Source organism: uncultured Friedmanniella sp. (assembly GCF_964244285.1).
Taxonomy (GTDB): Bacteria; Actinomycetota; Actinomycetes; order Propionibacteriales; family Propionibacteriaceae; genus Microlunatus.
In genome coordinates this window covers 90,333-103,149 of sequence record NZ_CAXTHT010000008.1, presented here as the reverse complement: position 1 = coordinate 103,149, position 12,817 = coordinate 90,333, and the positions used below count along the sequence as shown (strand labels likewise).

12 protein-coding genes are annotated in these 12,817 nt (G+C 72.5%); 7 read left to right on the top strand and 5 right to left on the bottom strand.

Going from position 1 to position 12,817, the window contains the following annotated elements; genetic code table 11:
* The 3 genes from ACFE7W_RS17270 to ACFE7W_RS17260 form a co-directional block, all read right to left on the bottom strand.
* Window positions 1–680 (bottom strand): carbohydrate ABC transporter permease (locus ACFE7W_RS17270; RefSeq protein ID WP_375426059.1); only part of this gene is annotated, 680 nt, incomplete at its 3' end.
* Window positions 677–1,645 (bottom strand): carbohydrate ABC transporter permease, encoded by a 969-nt coding sequence (locus tag ACFE7W_RS17265; protein WP_375426058.1) that lies wholly within the window; start codon window positions 1,643–1,645, stop codon window positions 677–679. The genes ACFE7W_RS17265 and ACFE7W_RS17270, both read right to left, overlap by 4 nt.
* Before the next feature lie 12 nt (window positions 1,646–1,657).
* The gene (locus ACFE7W_RS17260) at window positions 1,658–2,947 is read right to left on the bottom strand and encodes an ABC transporter substrate-binding protein (protein WP_375426057.1); all 1,290 of its coding nucleotides are present in this window, start codon (window positions 2,945–2,947) and stop codon (window positions 1,658–1,660) included.
* A gap of 103 nt (window positions 2,948–3,050) precedes the next feature.
* On the opposite strand from ACFE7W_RS17260, the gene ACFE7W_RS17255 reads away from it, so the two are divergent.
* The 3 genes from ACFE7W_RS17255 (at window position 3,051) to ACFE7W_RS17245 (ending at window position 6,354) form a co-directional block, all read left to right on the top strand.
* Window positions 3,051–3,950, top strand: a complete 900-nt coding sequence (locus ACFE7W_RS17255) for an NADP-dependent oxidoreductase (RefSeq protein WP_375426056.1) — start codon at window positions 3,051–3,053, stop codon at window positions 3,948–3,950.
* A gap of 110 nt (window positions 3,951–4,060) precedes the next feature.
* A complete protein-coding gene (locus ACFE7W_RS17250; protein ID WP_375426055.1) occupies window positions 4,061–4,873 on the top strand; it encodes a carbon-nitrogen hydrolase family protein in 813 nt (270 codons plus the stop codon).
* Window positions 4,870–6,354, top strand: coding sequence for an APC family permease (locus tag ACFE7W_RS17245; RefSeq protein WP_375426054.1), 1,485 nt, complete (start codon window positions 4,870–4,872; stop codon window positions 6,352–6,354). The genes ACFE7W_RS17250 and ACFE7W_RS17245 overlap by 4 nt, the downstream gene beginning before the upstream one ends.
* A 6-nt stretch (window positions 6,355–6,360) precedes the next feature.
* Here the strand turns inward: ACFE7W_RS17245 and ACFE7W_RS17240 are convergent, their stop codons facing one another.
* Window positions 6,361–7,764, bottom strand: coding sequence for an ATP-binding protein (locus ACFE7W_RS17240; protein ID WP_375426053.1), 1,404 nt, complete (start codon window positions 7,762–7,764; stop codon window positions 6,361–6,363).
* A 10-nt stretch (window positions 7,765–7,774) separates the two neighbouring features.
* Complete coding sequence (locus ACFE7W_RS17235) at window positions 7,775–8,446, bottom strand: response regulator transcription factor (protein WP_375426052.1); 672 nt, start codon at window positions 8,444–8,446, stop codon at window positions 7,775–7,777.
* A 146-nt stretch (window positions 8,447–8,592) separates the two neighbouring features.
* On the opposite strand from ACFE7W_RS17235, the gene ACFE7W_RS17230 reads away from it, so the two are divergent.
* From ACFE7W_RS17230 to ACFE7W_RS17215, 4 genes are all read left to right on the top strand, one after another.
* Window positions 8,593–9,297: a hypothetical protein gene (locus ACFE7W_RS17230; RefSeq protein WP_375426051.1), complete on the top strand. Its 705-nt coding sequence runs from the start codon at window positions 8,593–8,595 to the stop codon at window positions 9,295–9,297.
* Between the two features lie 21 nt (window positions 9,298–9,318).
* A complete protein-coding gene (gene hemW, locus ACFE7W_RS17225) occupies window positions 9,319–10,536 on the top strand; it encodes a radical SAM family heme chaperone HemW (protein WP_375426050.1) in 1,218 nt (405 codons plus the stop codon).
* Between the two features lie 87 nt (window positions 10,537–10,623).
* On the top strand, window positions 10,624–11,100 hold the full coding sequence (locus ACFE7W_RS17220) for a pyridoxamine 5'-phosphate oxidase family protein (protein WP_375426049.1): 477 nt from the start codon (window positions 10,624–10,626) through the stop codon (window positions 11,098–11,100).
* 39 nt (window positions 11,101–11,139) lie between these two features.
* Window positions 11,140–12,777 carry an ABC-F family ATP-binding cassette domain-containing protein gene (locus ACFE7W_RS17215; protein WP_375426048.1) on the top strand — a complete coding sequence of 546 codons (1,638 nt, stop codon included), beginning with the start codon at window positions 11,140–11,142 and terminating at the stop codon, window positions 12,775–12,777.
* The last annotated feature ends 40 nt before the right edge of the window (window positions 12,778–12,817 follow it).

Here is a 12,817-nt window from a genome sequence, read left to right as displayed (position 1 = left end):
CGGAAGTCGCGGTCCTGGCCGATCAGCAGCGGCCAGAGGAAGGAGTTCCAGGAGCCGATGAAGGTGATCGTGCCGACCGCGGCGCAGATGCCGTACGTGTTGGGCATCACCACCCGCCAGAAGGTCCGCCAGTAGCCGGCGCCGTCGATGTAGGCGGCCTCCTCCAGCTCGTGCGGGAAGCCCAGGAAGTACTGCCGGAACAAGAACGTGGCGAACGCGGAGAACAGCACCGGGATGATCAGCCCGCGCAGCGTCGAGATCCAGCCCAGGGTGGAGACGATGACGAAGCTCGGGATGAAGGTCACCGCGGCCGGCACCATCAGCGTCAGCACCGTCGCGCCCAGGATCAGCCGGCTGAGCCGGTGGTCGATCCGGGCCAGCCCGTAGCCGGCCAACGCGGAGATGACCACCGTGGCCAGTGTCTGGACCACCGAGACCACGGCTGAGTTGGCCATGCTGCGGGCCATCCGCACCGAGTCGTTGGCGAACAGCTCGTGCAGGTTGTCGGCGTTCAGCCGGTCGGGCCACCAGCGCCAGTGCGCCGCGGCCATCAGCCGATCGCTGGCGAAGCCGTTGCGCAGCAGCACGTAGAAGGGCAGCAGGAAGAGCAGGGCCAGCCCCGAGAGCACGACGTACCGCAGCGCCGCCGAGCCCCTCGAGCCGCCACGAGCGCCGCTCACGCCCGGTCCTCCCGGCCGCCGACGGAGAAGATCCTCAGCTGGACCACCCCGATGACCACGACCACGAGGGTCAGGATGATCGTGCCGGCGCTACCCAGACCGAGGTCCTGGCTGCCGCCGCCGAGGGCGATCAGGTACAGGTAGACCAGCGGCGGTCGCGCGAACGGCGGGTAGCCGCCGACGGAGATCAGGGTGTTGTAGAACTCGTCGAACGCCTGGAACGCCGAGATCAGCAGCAGCAGCACCACGGCCACCGACGTCGAGCGCAGCTGCGGCAGGGTGATCCAGCGCAGCACCCGCCAGCCGGTGGCGCCGTCGATCGCGGCCGCCTCGTAGGTGTCGGTCGGGATCCGCTGCAGCCCGGCCAGGAACAAGATCATGTAGAACCCGACCTGCAGCCACAGCCGCAGCGTGACCAGCACGAACCAGTACCAGTAGTTACCACCGCCGAGCCAGTTGACGTTGTCCAGGCCCACCGACCGCAGCAGGCTGTTGGCCAGGCCGAAGCGTGCCCCGTTGAAGAAGGAGAGGCGCCAGATCATGGCCGCGATCACGTAGGAACAGGCGGTGGGCAGGAAGAAGGCCGAGCGGAAGAATGCCTGGGCCACGCGCGCTCGGTTGACCAGCAGGGCCAGCGCCAGGGAGCACGCGAACGTGACCGGGACGATGAAGGCGGCGAAGACCAGGAACGTCCCCATGCTGGAGACGAACGCAGGGTCACGCAACAGGTAGAGGTAGTTCCCGAGCCCGACGAACTTCGTCGGCGTCACGGTGTTGCGGGCGTCGAAGAACGACAGGTAGACGCTCCACAGGATCGGCAGGTAGACGAAGACCAGCAGACCGGCGGCGAAGGGCCCGACGAAGACCCAGAACCAGCGGTTGCGCTCCCGCTGGATCGTGCTGGCCGGGCGGCGGGGCGGTCGGACCCGGACCGCCCCCGTCGTGGTGCTGGTGGTGGCCGCCATCGGATCAGGCCCTCAGCCCTTGACGCGCTTGATCTCGGCCTGGCCCTTGGTGGCCACCTTCGCGATCTCGGACTTCGGGTCGGCGTTCTTGCGGACGATGTTGCTCAGCGCGGCGGTGTAGGCCTGGGTGAGGGCCGGCGTCCACAGCAGGTTCGGGGCGTGGCCGAAGTCGGTCACGAACGTGGCCGCATCCGCTCCTGCGCCTGCTGCCAGCTTGGTGGCCTTCGGGGCCAGGGACGGCTTGGCCGGGATGTGGGTACCGTAGGAGTTGGAGAAGTCGACCTGGTCGTCCTCGGAGTCCACCCACAGCCACTTGGCGAACGCCTTCGCGGCGTCCGGGTTCTTGCCCTTGGCGCTGACGCAGGAGCTGAAGGCGCCGAACGGCACCGCCTGGCGCCCCTTCGTGCCCAGAGCCGGGAAGGGCACTACCCCGAAGTCGTCGTCGAACGCCTTCTGCACGTCGGGGAGCACCCAGAGCCCGGTCCACTGCATCGCCGTCTCCTCGTTGATGAACGGGGAACCGTCGAACCAGTCCTTCGAGGCGCTCTGCAGCACCCCGTCCTTGCTGAAGTCCCGCCACTGGGACAGGGCGTCGTACATCGCCGGATCGTCGAAGCCGATACCGGTCTTGTCGTCGCTGATCTGCTCGAAGCCGGCCGCCCAGATGAACATGTTGCCCAGGACGCCGATGCCGCCGTCGTTGCCGGCGAAGAAGCCGCCGATGTCCTTGGTCTGGACGGCGCGCGCCGCGGTGACCAGGTCGGCGAACGTCTGCGGCGGCTGCACCCCCGCCTTCTCCAGCAGCGACTTGCGGTAGTACAGCATCTGCATGTCGACCGTCTGCGGGATGGCCCAGATCTTGTCGTCGTAGGTCATCGCCGCCAGCACGGACGGCGCGAACTGGCTCTTCGCGTCGCCGAGGGTGTCGGTCAGATCAAGCACCTGACCGGCCTTGATCATGTCCAGGGTCGGGCCGTTGCCGTACTCGAAGACGTCGGGGACGTTCGCGGTCAACAACGCGGCGGACACGAGCTTCTCGTACTCGCCCGGGTTCCACTTGACGGTGACCTTGGCCTGGTCGTACGCGGCGGCGTAACGCTTGACGGCGTCCTCGACCCCGTTCTCGCCGTACTCGTGGTACCACTGGCTGAGCGCCACCGACGCCGTGCCACTGCTGCCCGAGGCCGAGGCCGAGCTGCTGGCCGTGGGGCGGCCCGTGTTGCTGCCGCAGGCGGAGAGCCCGCCGGCGGTGGCGGCGAGACCGCCGGCGAGGGAGAGGAAACGGCGACGAGGAATAGCCATGACGGCACCCTAGTTGTCGCCACTGACACCGCCCACGGGCACGCCGCGGATGAACGGTGCGGGGGACGTCGGCGATGACGCGGCGTCCGGTGAGGCGGTCGAGATGAGAGCTCTCCAGTACCAGTCCTACGGCGGTCCCGAGGTGTTGCAGGTGGGCGCCGCGCCCGACCCGCACCCGGGTCCCGGCCAGGTCCGTGTCCGCGTCCGGGCGTCGAGCCTGAACCCCATCGACTGGAAGCTCCGCAGCGGGATGAGGGCCGGCGGCAAGGCACTCGAGGGCGTGGGCTCCGTCGGCTTCGACGCGGCGGGCGTGGTCGACGAGCTGGGCGACGGCGTGACCGACGTCGCCGTGGGCGATGACGTCTTCGGCCTGGGCTCGGGAACCGCAGCCGAGCTCGCCGTGCTGCACGCGTACGCGCGCAAGCCCGCCTCGGTCGACTGGTCGGTGGCCGCCGGAGCCGGCGTGGCTGGCGAGACGGCGATCCGGGCCCTCGACCTCGTCGGGGTCGGCTCCGGCTCGACCGTCCTGATTGACGGCGGCGCGGGTGGGGTCGGTGCGGTCGCCGTCCAGATCGCTGTGGCCCGCGGGGCGACCGTGGTCGCCACCGCGAGCGAGGACAACCTGGGCTATCTCGGCGAGATCGGCGCGACGGCGATCACCTACGGCGAGGGCATGGCGGAGCGGGCTCGGGCTGCCGCGCCCGGCGGCTTCGACGCTGTCTTCGACGTGGCCGGCAAGACGGCACCGGACATCCTGGCCAGCCTGGTCCCCGAGCCTGCGAAAGCGATCACCATCGCCCAGTACGACGTCGGCGACTCGGGGATGCAGTCCACCTTCGGTGGCGAAGGCGATCCGCGTGCCGCCATGGAAGAGGCCGCGCGGCTGCTCGAGCAGAACGCGTTGGTGATCAAGGTCCAGACCTTCCCGCTGGACCGCGCCGCCGAGGCCTTCCGGATCAGCGAGGGTGGCCATGTCCGCGGCAAGTTGGTGCTGCTCCCCTGACCCCGGCAGGCACGCCAGGGGGCGGGCCTGCGCGACACCTTTAACCTGAGCGACACCAGTGACCGCAGTTGCTGTGATCGACTCGGGTCGGGTCGTGGGAGGGGTGCTGGGTGTCGCTGGTCATCGCGGGGTTGCAGCATCCCGGCCGGTCCGGCGACGTGGCGGCCAACCTGGAGATCCTCGCCGCGGCGGCCCGCGACGCGAAGGGTCGCGGGGCCGAGCTGCTGGTCACCCCCGAGATGTTCCTCACCGGCTACAACATCGGTGAGCAGGTCGGTGCGCTCGCCGACGTCGGCCTGGTGGGCCAGGTCGGCCGGATCGCCGTCGACGTGGGCATCGCGATCGTCGCCGGCGTTCCCGAGCCGCTCCCGGGCGGCGGCGTGGCCAACGCGGCCGTCTTCCTCGACGACGCGGGGACCGAGGTCACCCGCTACCGCAAGACCCACCTCTTCGCCGACCTGGACCGCGGCCTCTTCGTGCCCGGTGAGGCGCTGCCGCAGCCGGTCAGCTACCACGGCGTCCGGGTCAGCCTGCTCATCTGCTACGACGTCGAGTTCCCCGAGACCGTGCGCGCCGCGGCGCTCGCCGGCGCCGACGTGGTCATCGTCCCGACCGCCCAGATGGAGCCGTTCGCCTTCATCGCCGAGACGCTGATCCCGGTCCGCGCCTGGGAGAACCAGGTCTACGTGGCCTACGTCAACCGGACCGGCGCCGAGGGCGACCTCCGCTACGTCGGTCGCAGCTCGATCGCCGCCCCGTCCGGTGCGGTGCTCAGCGCGCTGCCGCCCGACCAGCTCGAAGGCCTGGTGCTGGCCACGATCGACCCGGCCGTCGTGGCCGAGGCGCGGCTGGCCAACCCGTACCTCGACGATCTCCGCCCCGACCTCTACGCGGCCCGCGCCCTGCCGGAAGGACGACCATGAGCGACACCAGCACCACCACGACCAGCCCCACCAGCGAGCGCGGACGACGGCTGACCGGCCGGCTCGGCGTCGGGGCCATCGTCTTCATGGTCATCGCCGCGGCGGCACCGCTGACGGTGATCGGCGGCAACGTGCCGCTGGCGGTGGCCGGAGGCAACGGTGTGGGGGCGCCGGTGGGCTTCGTCCTCGCCGCGCTGGTGCTGCTCGTCTTCTCGGTCGGCTTCGTGACGATGACCCCTCACGTGAGCGAGGCCGGCGCGTTCTTCTCCTACATCACCACCGGGCTCGGTTCGCGGGCCGGACTGGGCGCCGCCTTCGTGGCCCTGGCGGCCTACACCGCCATCCAGGTGGGGGTCTACGGCTACATGGGCTGGGCCGCGAACGACCTGGTCACCTACTTCGGCGGTCCCGAGGTCCCGTGGTGGGTCTACTCCTTCGTCACCGTCGCGGTGGTCGCCGTGCTCGGCTTCCGCCACATCGACCTCAGCTCCAAGGTGCTCGGGGTGGCCCTGGTGCTGGAGATCTCGGTCATGCTGGCCCTCGACGTGGCCGTCTTCGTCCGCGGCGGGGCGGACGGGCCGGTGCTGGAGTCCTTCGCCCCCAGCCACGCCTTCGGCTCGGGCCTCGGGGTCGCCGTGCTGTTCGCCCTGACCGGGTTCATCGGCTTCGAGGCGACGGCGGTGTTCCGCGACGAGGCCCGGGACCCCGAGCGCACGATCCCGCGCGCGACGTACCTCGCGGTGATCATCATCGGGGTCTTCTACGCCGCGTCCTGCTGGGCGCTGATCTGGGCGGCCGGCGCGCAGGACGCGGTGGCCGTCGCCCAGCGGACGCTCGACGGCGACGGCAACATGATGTTGGACACCGCGAAGGACTACCTGGGACCGGTGCTGCGGGACGTGATGAACGCCCTGCTGATCTCCAGCCTCTTCGCCTGCGTGCTGTCCTTCCACAACGTGTTGGCCCGCTACATGTTCAGCCTGGGCAACAAGGGGGTGCTGCCGGGCCGGCTCGGTGACACCAGCCCCAAGCACCACGCACCGTCCTTCGCCTCGGTGGTGCAGACGATCACCGCTGCGGTGCTGCTGCTGGTCTTCGCCCTCGTCGGGCTGGACCCGCTCGTCGGGGTCTTCGGCTCGATGGCCGGGGTGGCCACCGTCGGCATGGTGCTGCTGATGATGCTGACCTCGGTGGCCGTGCTGGTCTTCTTCGCCCGGCATCCCGACCGGGCCGGCGGCCGCACGCTGAAGACCCGGGTGGCGCCGGTCCTGGCGATCGTCGGGCTGCTGGTCAGCCTCTGGCTGGTCGTCTCCAACTTCACTCTCGTGACGGGGGGCAGCGCCGCCGTCAGCACCGTGCTCGCCCTCGTTCCCGTAGCCGCGCTGGTCCTGGGCTTCGCCCTCGGGGGCCGCTACACCCTCGAGGTCGAGACCACCGAGACGACGGCGGACGGCGTCCTCGTGGAGGCTGCCGAGCGTTGACGGGGCTCAGCTGTGGGGCAGCTCGAGCCGGAACCAGGCACCGCGATCCCGGTCCGGTGAGTCGGGCAGCAGGACGAGGCTGCCGCCGTGCGCCTCCGCGATGCCGCGGGCGATCGGCAGGCCCAGCCCGGACCCGCTCGGGTTGCTCCGGGCCGGGTCCAGCCGGACCAGCCGCTCGAAGACGCGCTCCCGGTCGGCTGCGGGGATGCCCGGCCCGTCGTCGGTGACGTCCACCACGGCCCGCTCCCCGGCCGCGGCGAGCTCGAGGCGGACGGTCGCCCCGGGCCCGCCGGCGGTCAGCGCGTTCTCGACGAGGTTGGTGAGCACCTGGACCAGCCGGTCAGGATCCACCGGCGCCGGCAGGCTCTCGGCCCCACTCACGGCGACGCTGCTGCCCGGATGTCGCAGCTCGGCGGTTGCGGCCACGCGTTCGGCCAGCGGTCGCAGGTCGTGCGGGGCCCGGTCCAGCTGCAGCCCCGAGTCGATTCGGGCCATGGTCAGCATGTCGTCCACCAGCCGCCCCGCCCGGCGGGCCTCCCGGATGACGGTGACGCTGAGCTCCTCGGTCCTGGCCCGGTCGCCGTCGCCGCGCAGCAGCCGCTCGGCCCCCGCCTGCACCCCCGTCAGCGGGGTCCGTAGCTCGTGGGCGGCGTCGGAGAGGAAGGTCCGCAGCCGGTGTTCCGCGGCACGCGCCGAGGTCTCCGCCCCCTCGACCTCGTCCAGCATGGCGTCGAAGGCGGTGGCGGTGCGGCCCAGCTCGGTGTCGGGCCGGTCGGGCCGCAGCCGCTGACCCCGGTCGCCCGCGGTGATGGATCGGGCGGTGGCCGTCATCTGGTCCAGCGGTCGCAGCGCCCGTCCGATCACCGGTCCCAGCGTCAGCGCGGCCAGCACCAGCAGACCGATGCCCGCCACGAGCAGTGTGGTGCGGACCTGGTCCAGGGTGCGGCGGACGTCGCCGGCGTCGGCGAGCAGGGTGATCAGGCTGCCGTCGCTCAGGGTGGTGCTGACCTGCAGGATCTGCCCGCTCTGGGTGACCGGCGGCGTGGGGGCCTTCTTCGGCCCGGGGGCCGGTGCCGGCGGAGCGGGGCTGGGATCGCCGTCCGGCCGCAGCGGTCCCTGGGTGATGACCTGGCCGTCGCTGGTCCGCAGTGACACCGACACCCCGTCACCCTCCAGCCGGTCGACCAGATCGGTGCTGCTGACCTGCCCGACCAGCACCGACGCGTAGACGGCCCGGTCCGCCAGCCGCTGCCGCAGCTCACCCTCGAGCCGGGCCCGGAGCGCCACGTCGGTGGCCACCCCCAGCACCAGCAGCATCGCCGCGACGAAGACGAGGACCACGACGGTCACCCGGGTCCGCAGCGAGCGTGTCCGCAGCCCGTCCGGACCGACGGCCGGGACAGCGGTCACGTGGGGCTCCTCACCGGGGGGCGCGCAGCACGTAGCCCACGCCTCGGACGGTGTGCAGCAGCCTCGGGCCATCAGCCTCGGTCTTGCGCCGCAGCGCGCTGACGTGCACCTGGACCAGGTTGTCGGCGTAGTCGTCGTATCCCCAGACCTGCGTCAGGATCTGCACCGTCGACATGACCCGGTCCCGGTTCTCGGCGAGGAACACCAGCAGCCGCAGCTCGGTCGCCGTCAGCTCCAGCTCGACGCCGGCCCGGGTGACCCGGGCCGCCGCGGCGTCGACGAGCAGGTCGTCCACCTGGACGACGGCCGGCGCGGCCCCCGACCGACGCAGCACCGCCCGCATCCGGGCGATGATCTCGGCCACCGCGAACGGTTTGGCCACGTAGTCGTCGGCCCCGGCCTCGAAGCCCTCCAGCCGGTCCCGCATCTCGTCCCGCGCGGTGAGCAGGATCACGGCGGCGGCGGTGCGCGAGCGCACCAGCCGGGCCAGGGTGGGGCCGTCGCGGCCCGGCAGCATCCAGTCCAGGATGACGAGGTCGGGCCGGAACCCGTCGAGCTCGCTCTCCAGCTGACGGCCGTCCGGCAGGCCGCGGGTCACGTAGCCCGCGTCGGCCAGCGAACCGACCAGTGAGGTGTTGATGGCCTCGTCGTCCTCGACGACCAGGACGCGCGCGGCGCTCACCATCCCTCTCCGCTCATGGCACCAGTGTGTGGGCCCGACCTGAAGAAGCCCTCAAGAACCTCCTCGAAAACCCGCCGCCTTGAGGTCGTCTTCAGGCTGGCCGCCCACGCTCGGCACCAACGAAGACCCACGAGCAGGAGGACAGCATGACCACACCTCACGACCCCTACGGCGACCGGTTCCCGGACCAGCCCGACCCGGCCGACCAGCTGCGCGCCGCCGCCGACCGACGGAGTGCCGAGCAGCTGGACAGCGAGCGCTACCGGATGCCGCCGACCGACAGCGAGACCACGATGGAGATCCCGGCGATGCGTCGGCCGCGGCGGCGCCGGATCGGCATCGCCATCGCCGCTGCCGCGGTGCTCGCCACGGGCATCGCCGTACCCGCGATCGCCGCCAGCGGTAACGGGTCGGGAACCACCGCTGTTGCGCCGGCGCTGGCCGGCGGCGGGCAGCCGGCCGATGCCCCTGGCGCTCCGAGCGACACACCCAGCCCGTCGGACACGCCGTCCGACGCCGCCGACCCGTCCGCCTCGCCCTCGACGGCGGACTCAGCGCCGTCCGCGGACCCCTCGGCCCCCGCCGTTCCGGCCGCTCCCGGTGGCCCGGCAGCGTGCCCGCCGGCCGGAGGACCGGCGGCCACCCCGGGGGACACCGCGCCGACGCCGCCTGCACCTCCCGCCTCGGGGGCGGGTACCAAGGCCCCCGAGCCGCCCAAGCCGCCGAAGCCCGCGAAGGGTGACCAGACCGCGAAGCCGCCGAAGGCGCCGGCTCCGCCGACGTCGGCCGAGGGTGACCAGCCGCCGGCGCCGCCCACCACCGCGCCGTCCGCCGGAACGGGCGGCAGCTGAGCGGCCTACTAGGCTCGAGGGATGCCGTCAGCTCTGCCCGAAGGTGCGCCCGCACCGGCTGACGGCTCCCTGCCGGCCTCCGCGCTGGAGGGGATGGGCCAGCGGCCGCTGAGCGTGTACCTGCACGTCCCCTTCTGCCGGACGCGGTGTGGCTACTGCGACTTCAACACCTACACCGCCACCGAGCTCGGTCCCGATCCCGGCGCGGGCCAGGCCGGCTACGCGCGGACCGCCGTGGCCGAGCTGGAGCTGGCGGCCCGCGTCCTCGGTCCGGAGGCGCCGGCAGTGAGCACGGTGTTCGTCGGCGGCGGGACGCCGACCCTGCTGCCCCCCGACGACCTGGGCGCGATGCTCGCCGGCGTGCGGGACCGGTTCGGGCTGACTGACGACGCCGAGGTGACCACGGAGTCCAACCCCGAGTCCATCGACGCCGCCGGACTGGCGCGGCTGCGCGAGCTGGGCTTCACCCGGGTCTCGTTCGGCATGCAGTCCGCGGTGCCGCACGTGCTGGCCACGCTGGACCGGGTGCACTCGCCGGGCCGGCCGCAGCAGGCGGTGGTCGAGGCGAGGGCGGCCGGTTTCGCCAGCACCAGCCTCGACCTCATCTACGGGACGCCGGGGGAGTCGCTGGCCGACTGGGCCGCCTCGTTGGACGCGGCCATCGCCGCCGGGCCCGACCACGTCAGCGCGTACGCCCTGATCGTGGAGGAGGGCACCCGGCTGGCCGGCCAGGTCCGTCGCGGCGAGGTGGCGATGACCGACGACGACGACCTCGCCGACAAGTACCTGCTCGCCGAGGAGCGGCTGACCGCCGCCGGCTACGCCGCGTACGAGGTGAGCAACTGGGCGCGTGGGTGCGAGCACCGGTGCCGGCACAACCTGGTCTACTGGCGCGGCCACGACTGGTGGGGCGTCGGTCCGGGCGCCCACAGCCACGTCGGTGGCGTCCGCTGGTGGAACGTGAAGCACCCGGCCGCCTACGCCGCCCGTCTCGGCGGCGGGGTCTCGCCCGCGTACGCCCGCGAGACGCTGACCGCAGAGGACCGGCGGGTCGAGCGGGTGCTGCTGGAGCTGCGGCTGTCCGAGGGGCTCGAGCTGGGCGTGCTCACCCCGAGTGAGCGGCGGCGCGTCCCCGACCTGGTGGCCCGCGGCCTGGCCACCTCCGCCGACGGACGTCTGGTGCTGACCCTGACCGGCCGGCTGCTCGCCGACGGCGTGGTCCGGGACCTCCTCGACTGACTCCCGGCGGGGCGGGCCGGCGCACCCTTCCCAGGAGAGGCCGACGAGCGCAGCGTCGATGGAAGTTCCGACGGAGGAGCGTGCGTCATGGCAGCAACGGTCGAGCAGACGGCGGCGGGAAACCTGGATCTGCTGGAGCACCGAGTCGCGCAGGAGCTGCTCGCGTCGACCCGCCTGGCCCGGCTCGCCTACACCTGGTTCGACGGCAGCCCTCGGGTGGTGCCCCTCTGGTTCCACTGGGACGGATCGGCGATCGTCATCGGTACCCCGGCCAAGGCCCCCAAGCTGGCGGCCCTGGAGGCGAGCTCCCGGGTGGCCGTCACGATCGACGGTGACTCCTTCCCCTACCACGTGCTCTCCGTCCGGGGGACGGCCGTCGTCGAGCACCTCGACGACGTGGCCCCGGAGTACGTCGCCGCTGCGGTGCGCTACTTCGGGCCCGACCAGGGCACGGCCTGGACCGACGGTCTGCGCGGCCGTCCCATGGGCAGGATCCGCATCACCCCGGAGTGGGTCAACGTCCTCGACTTCGAGCGACGGCTACCGAGCGCCCTGTCGAGCTGAGCTGTACGTTCCGCCGGCGCGGGCCCCTACGATGGCGCGGTGACGGCGACGCTGGTGGCGAAGGGCCTGGCCGGCGGGCACGGGCACCGGGTTCTGTTCGAGGACCTCGACCTCACCGTCGCGCCGGGTGACGTGGTCGGCGTGGTGGGCGCGAACGGGGCGGGCAAGACCACCCTGCTGCGGCTCCTCTCCGGCGAGGTCGTCCCGATGGCCGGCACGGTCAGCACCGCCCCGACCGACGCGTTCCTCGGCTGGCTGCCGCAGGAGCACGAGCGGGTAGCCGGGGAGACCGTCGCCGGCTACCTGGCCCGGCGGACCGGCGCGACCGAGGCGACCCGGGTGATGGAGGAGACCGCCGCCGCTCTCGGCTCGGCCGCTCCTGGGGCCGAGGAGGCGTATGCGGTGGCGTTGGACCGGTGGCTGGCCAGCGGGGCCGCCGACCTCGACGACCGACTGCCGGCCGTGCTGGCCGACCTCGGCCTCGAGGCGTCCCCGGGCGCGCTCATGACCAGTCTCTCCGGTGGCCAGGCCGCTCGGGCCGGACTGGCGGCGCTGCTGCTCAGCCGGTTCGACCTGGTGCTGCTGGACGAGCCGACCAACGACCTGGATCTGGCCGGGCTGGAGATCCTCGAGTCGTTCGTCCACGGCCTGCGCGGCGGGGTGGTCCTGGTCTCGCACGACCGGGAGTTCCTGGCCCGCTGCGTCACCCGTGTCGTGGAGCTCGACCTCGCCCAGCACCAGGTCGCGGTGCACGACGGTGGCTACGACGCCTTCCTCGCCGAGCGCGCGGTGGCCAGGCGGCACGCGCGCGAGGCGTACGAGGAGTACGCGGCCACCAAGGCCGACCTGGTCGGCCGCGCCCGGACCCAGCGCGAGTGGAGCTCCCAGGGCGTCCGCAACGCGATCCGCAAGAACCCCGACAACGACAAGATCCGGCGCAAGGCGAGCGTCGAGTCCTCGGAGAAGCAGGGCCAGAAGGTGCGGCAGATGGAGTCGCGGATCGCCCGGCTGCCCGAGGTCGAGGAGCCGCGCAAGGAGTGGGCCCTGCAGTTCAGCGTCGGCGCCGCGCCCCGGTCCAGCTCGGTGGTCGCCGTGCTGAACGAGGCGGTGGTGCAGCGTGGCGGTTTCACCTTCGGCCCGACCAGCCTGCAGGTCGACGCCCGCGCCCGGATCGGCATCACCGGCCCGAACGGTGCGGGCAAGACCACGCTGATCGAGCTGCTGCTCGGTCGGCTGATCCCGGACCGGGGCAGTGCCGGCCTGGGCGCCTCGGTGGCCGTCGGCGAGATCGACCAGGCGCGGACCGGGCTGGCCGAGCACGTGCCGCTCGGCGAGGCCGTCGAGGCTGCGCTTCCGGCCATGGCCCCGGCCGAGGTCCGCACCCTGCTGGCCAAGTTCGGGCTGCGCGCCGACCAGGTGGCCAGCACGGTGGCCCGGCTGTCGCCGGGGGAGCGGACCCGGGCGGCGATGGCGCTGCTGCAGGCCCGCGGGGTGAACCTGCTGGTGCTCGACGAGCCCACCAACCACCTGGACCTGCCTGCGATCGAGCAGCTCGAGTCCGCCCTGGCGGCCTACGACGGCGCGCTGCTGCTGGTCTCCCACGACCGGCGGCTGCTGGGGAACGTCGCCCTGGACCAGCGCTGGTCGGTCGAGGGCGGCCGCGTCACCACCAGCTGACCCTTCGACAAGCTCCCGGCGCGCTGTTCCGCGAAAGCCG

What these genes read in the sequence shown, in the direction of transcription:
- ACFE7W_RS17265 (WP_375426058.1), bottom strand. Translation starts at nt 1,645, where the DNA reads ATGGCGGCCACCACCAGCACCACGACGGGGGCGGTCCGGGTCCGACCG.
- ACFE7W_RS17260 (WP_375426057.1), bottom strand. Translation starts at nt 2,947, where the DNA reads ATGGCTATTCCTCGTCGCCGTTTCCTCTCCCTCGCCGGCGGTCTCGCC.
- ACFE7W_RS17255 (WP_375426056.1), top strand. Translation starts at nt 3,051, where the DNA reads ATGAGAGCTCTCCAGTACCAGTCCTACGGCGGTCCCGAGGTGTTGCAG.
- ACFE7W_RS17245 (WP_375426054.1), top strand. Translation starts at nt 4,870, where the DNA reads ATGAGCGACACCAGCACCACCACGACCAGCCCCACCAGCGAGCGCGGA.
- ACFE7W_RS17230 (WP_375426051.1), top strand. Translation starts at nt 8,593, where the DNA reads ATGACCACACCTCACGACCCCTACGGCGACCGGTTCCCGGACCAGCCC.
- hemW (WP_375426050.1), top strand. Translation starts at nt 9,319, where the DNA reads ATGCCGTCAGCTCTGCCCGAAGGTGCGCCCGCACCGGCTGACGGCTCC.
- ACFE7W_RS17220 (WP_375426049.1), top strand. Translation starts at nt 10,624, where the DNA reads ATGGCAGCAACGGTCGAGCAGACGGCGGCGGGAAACCTGGATCTGCTG.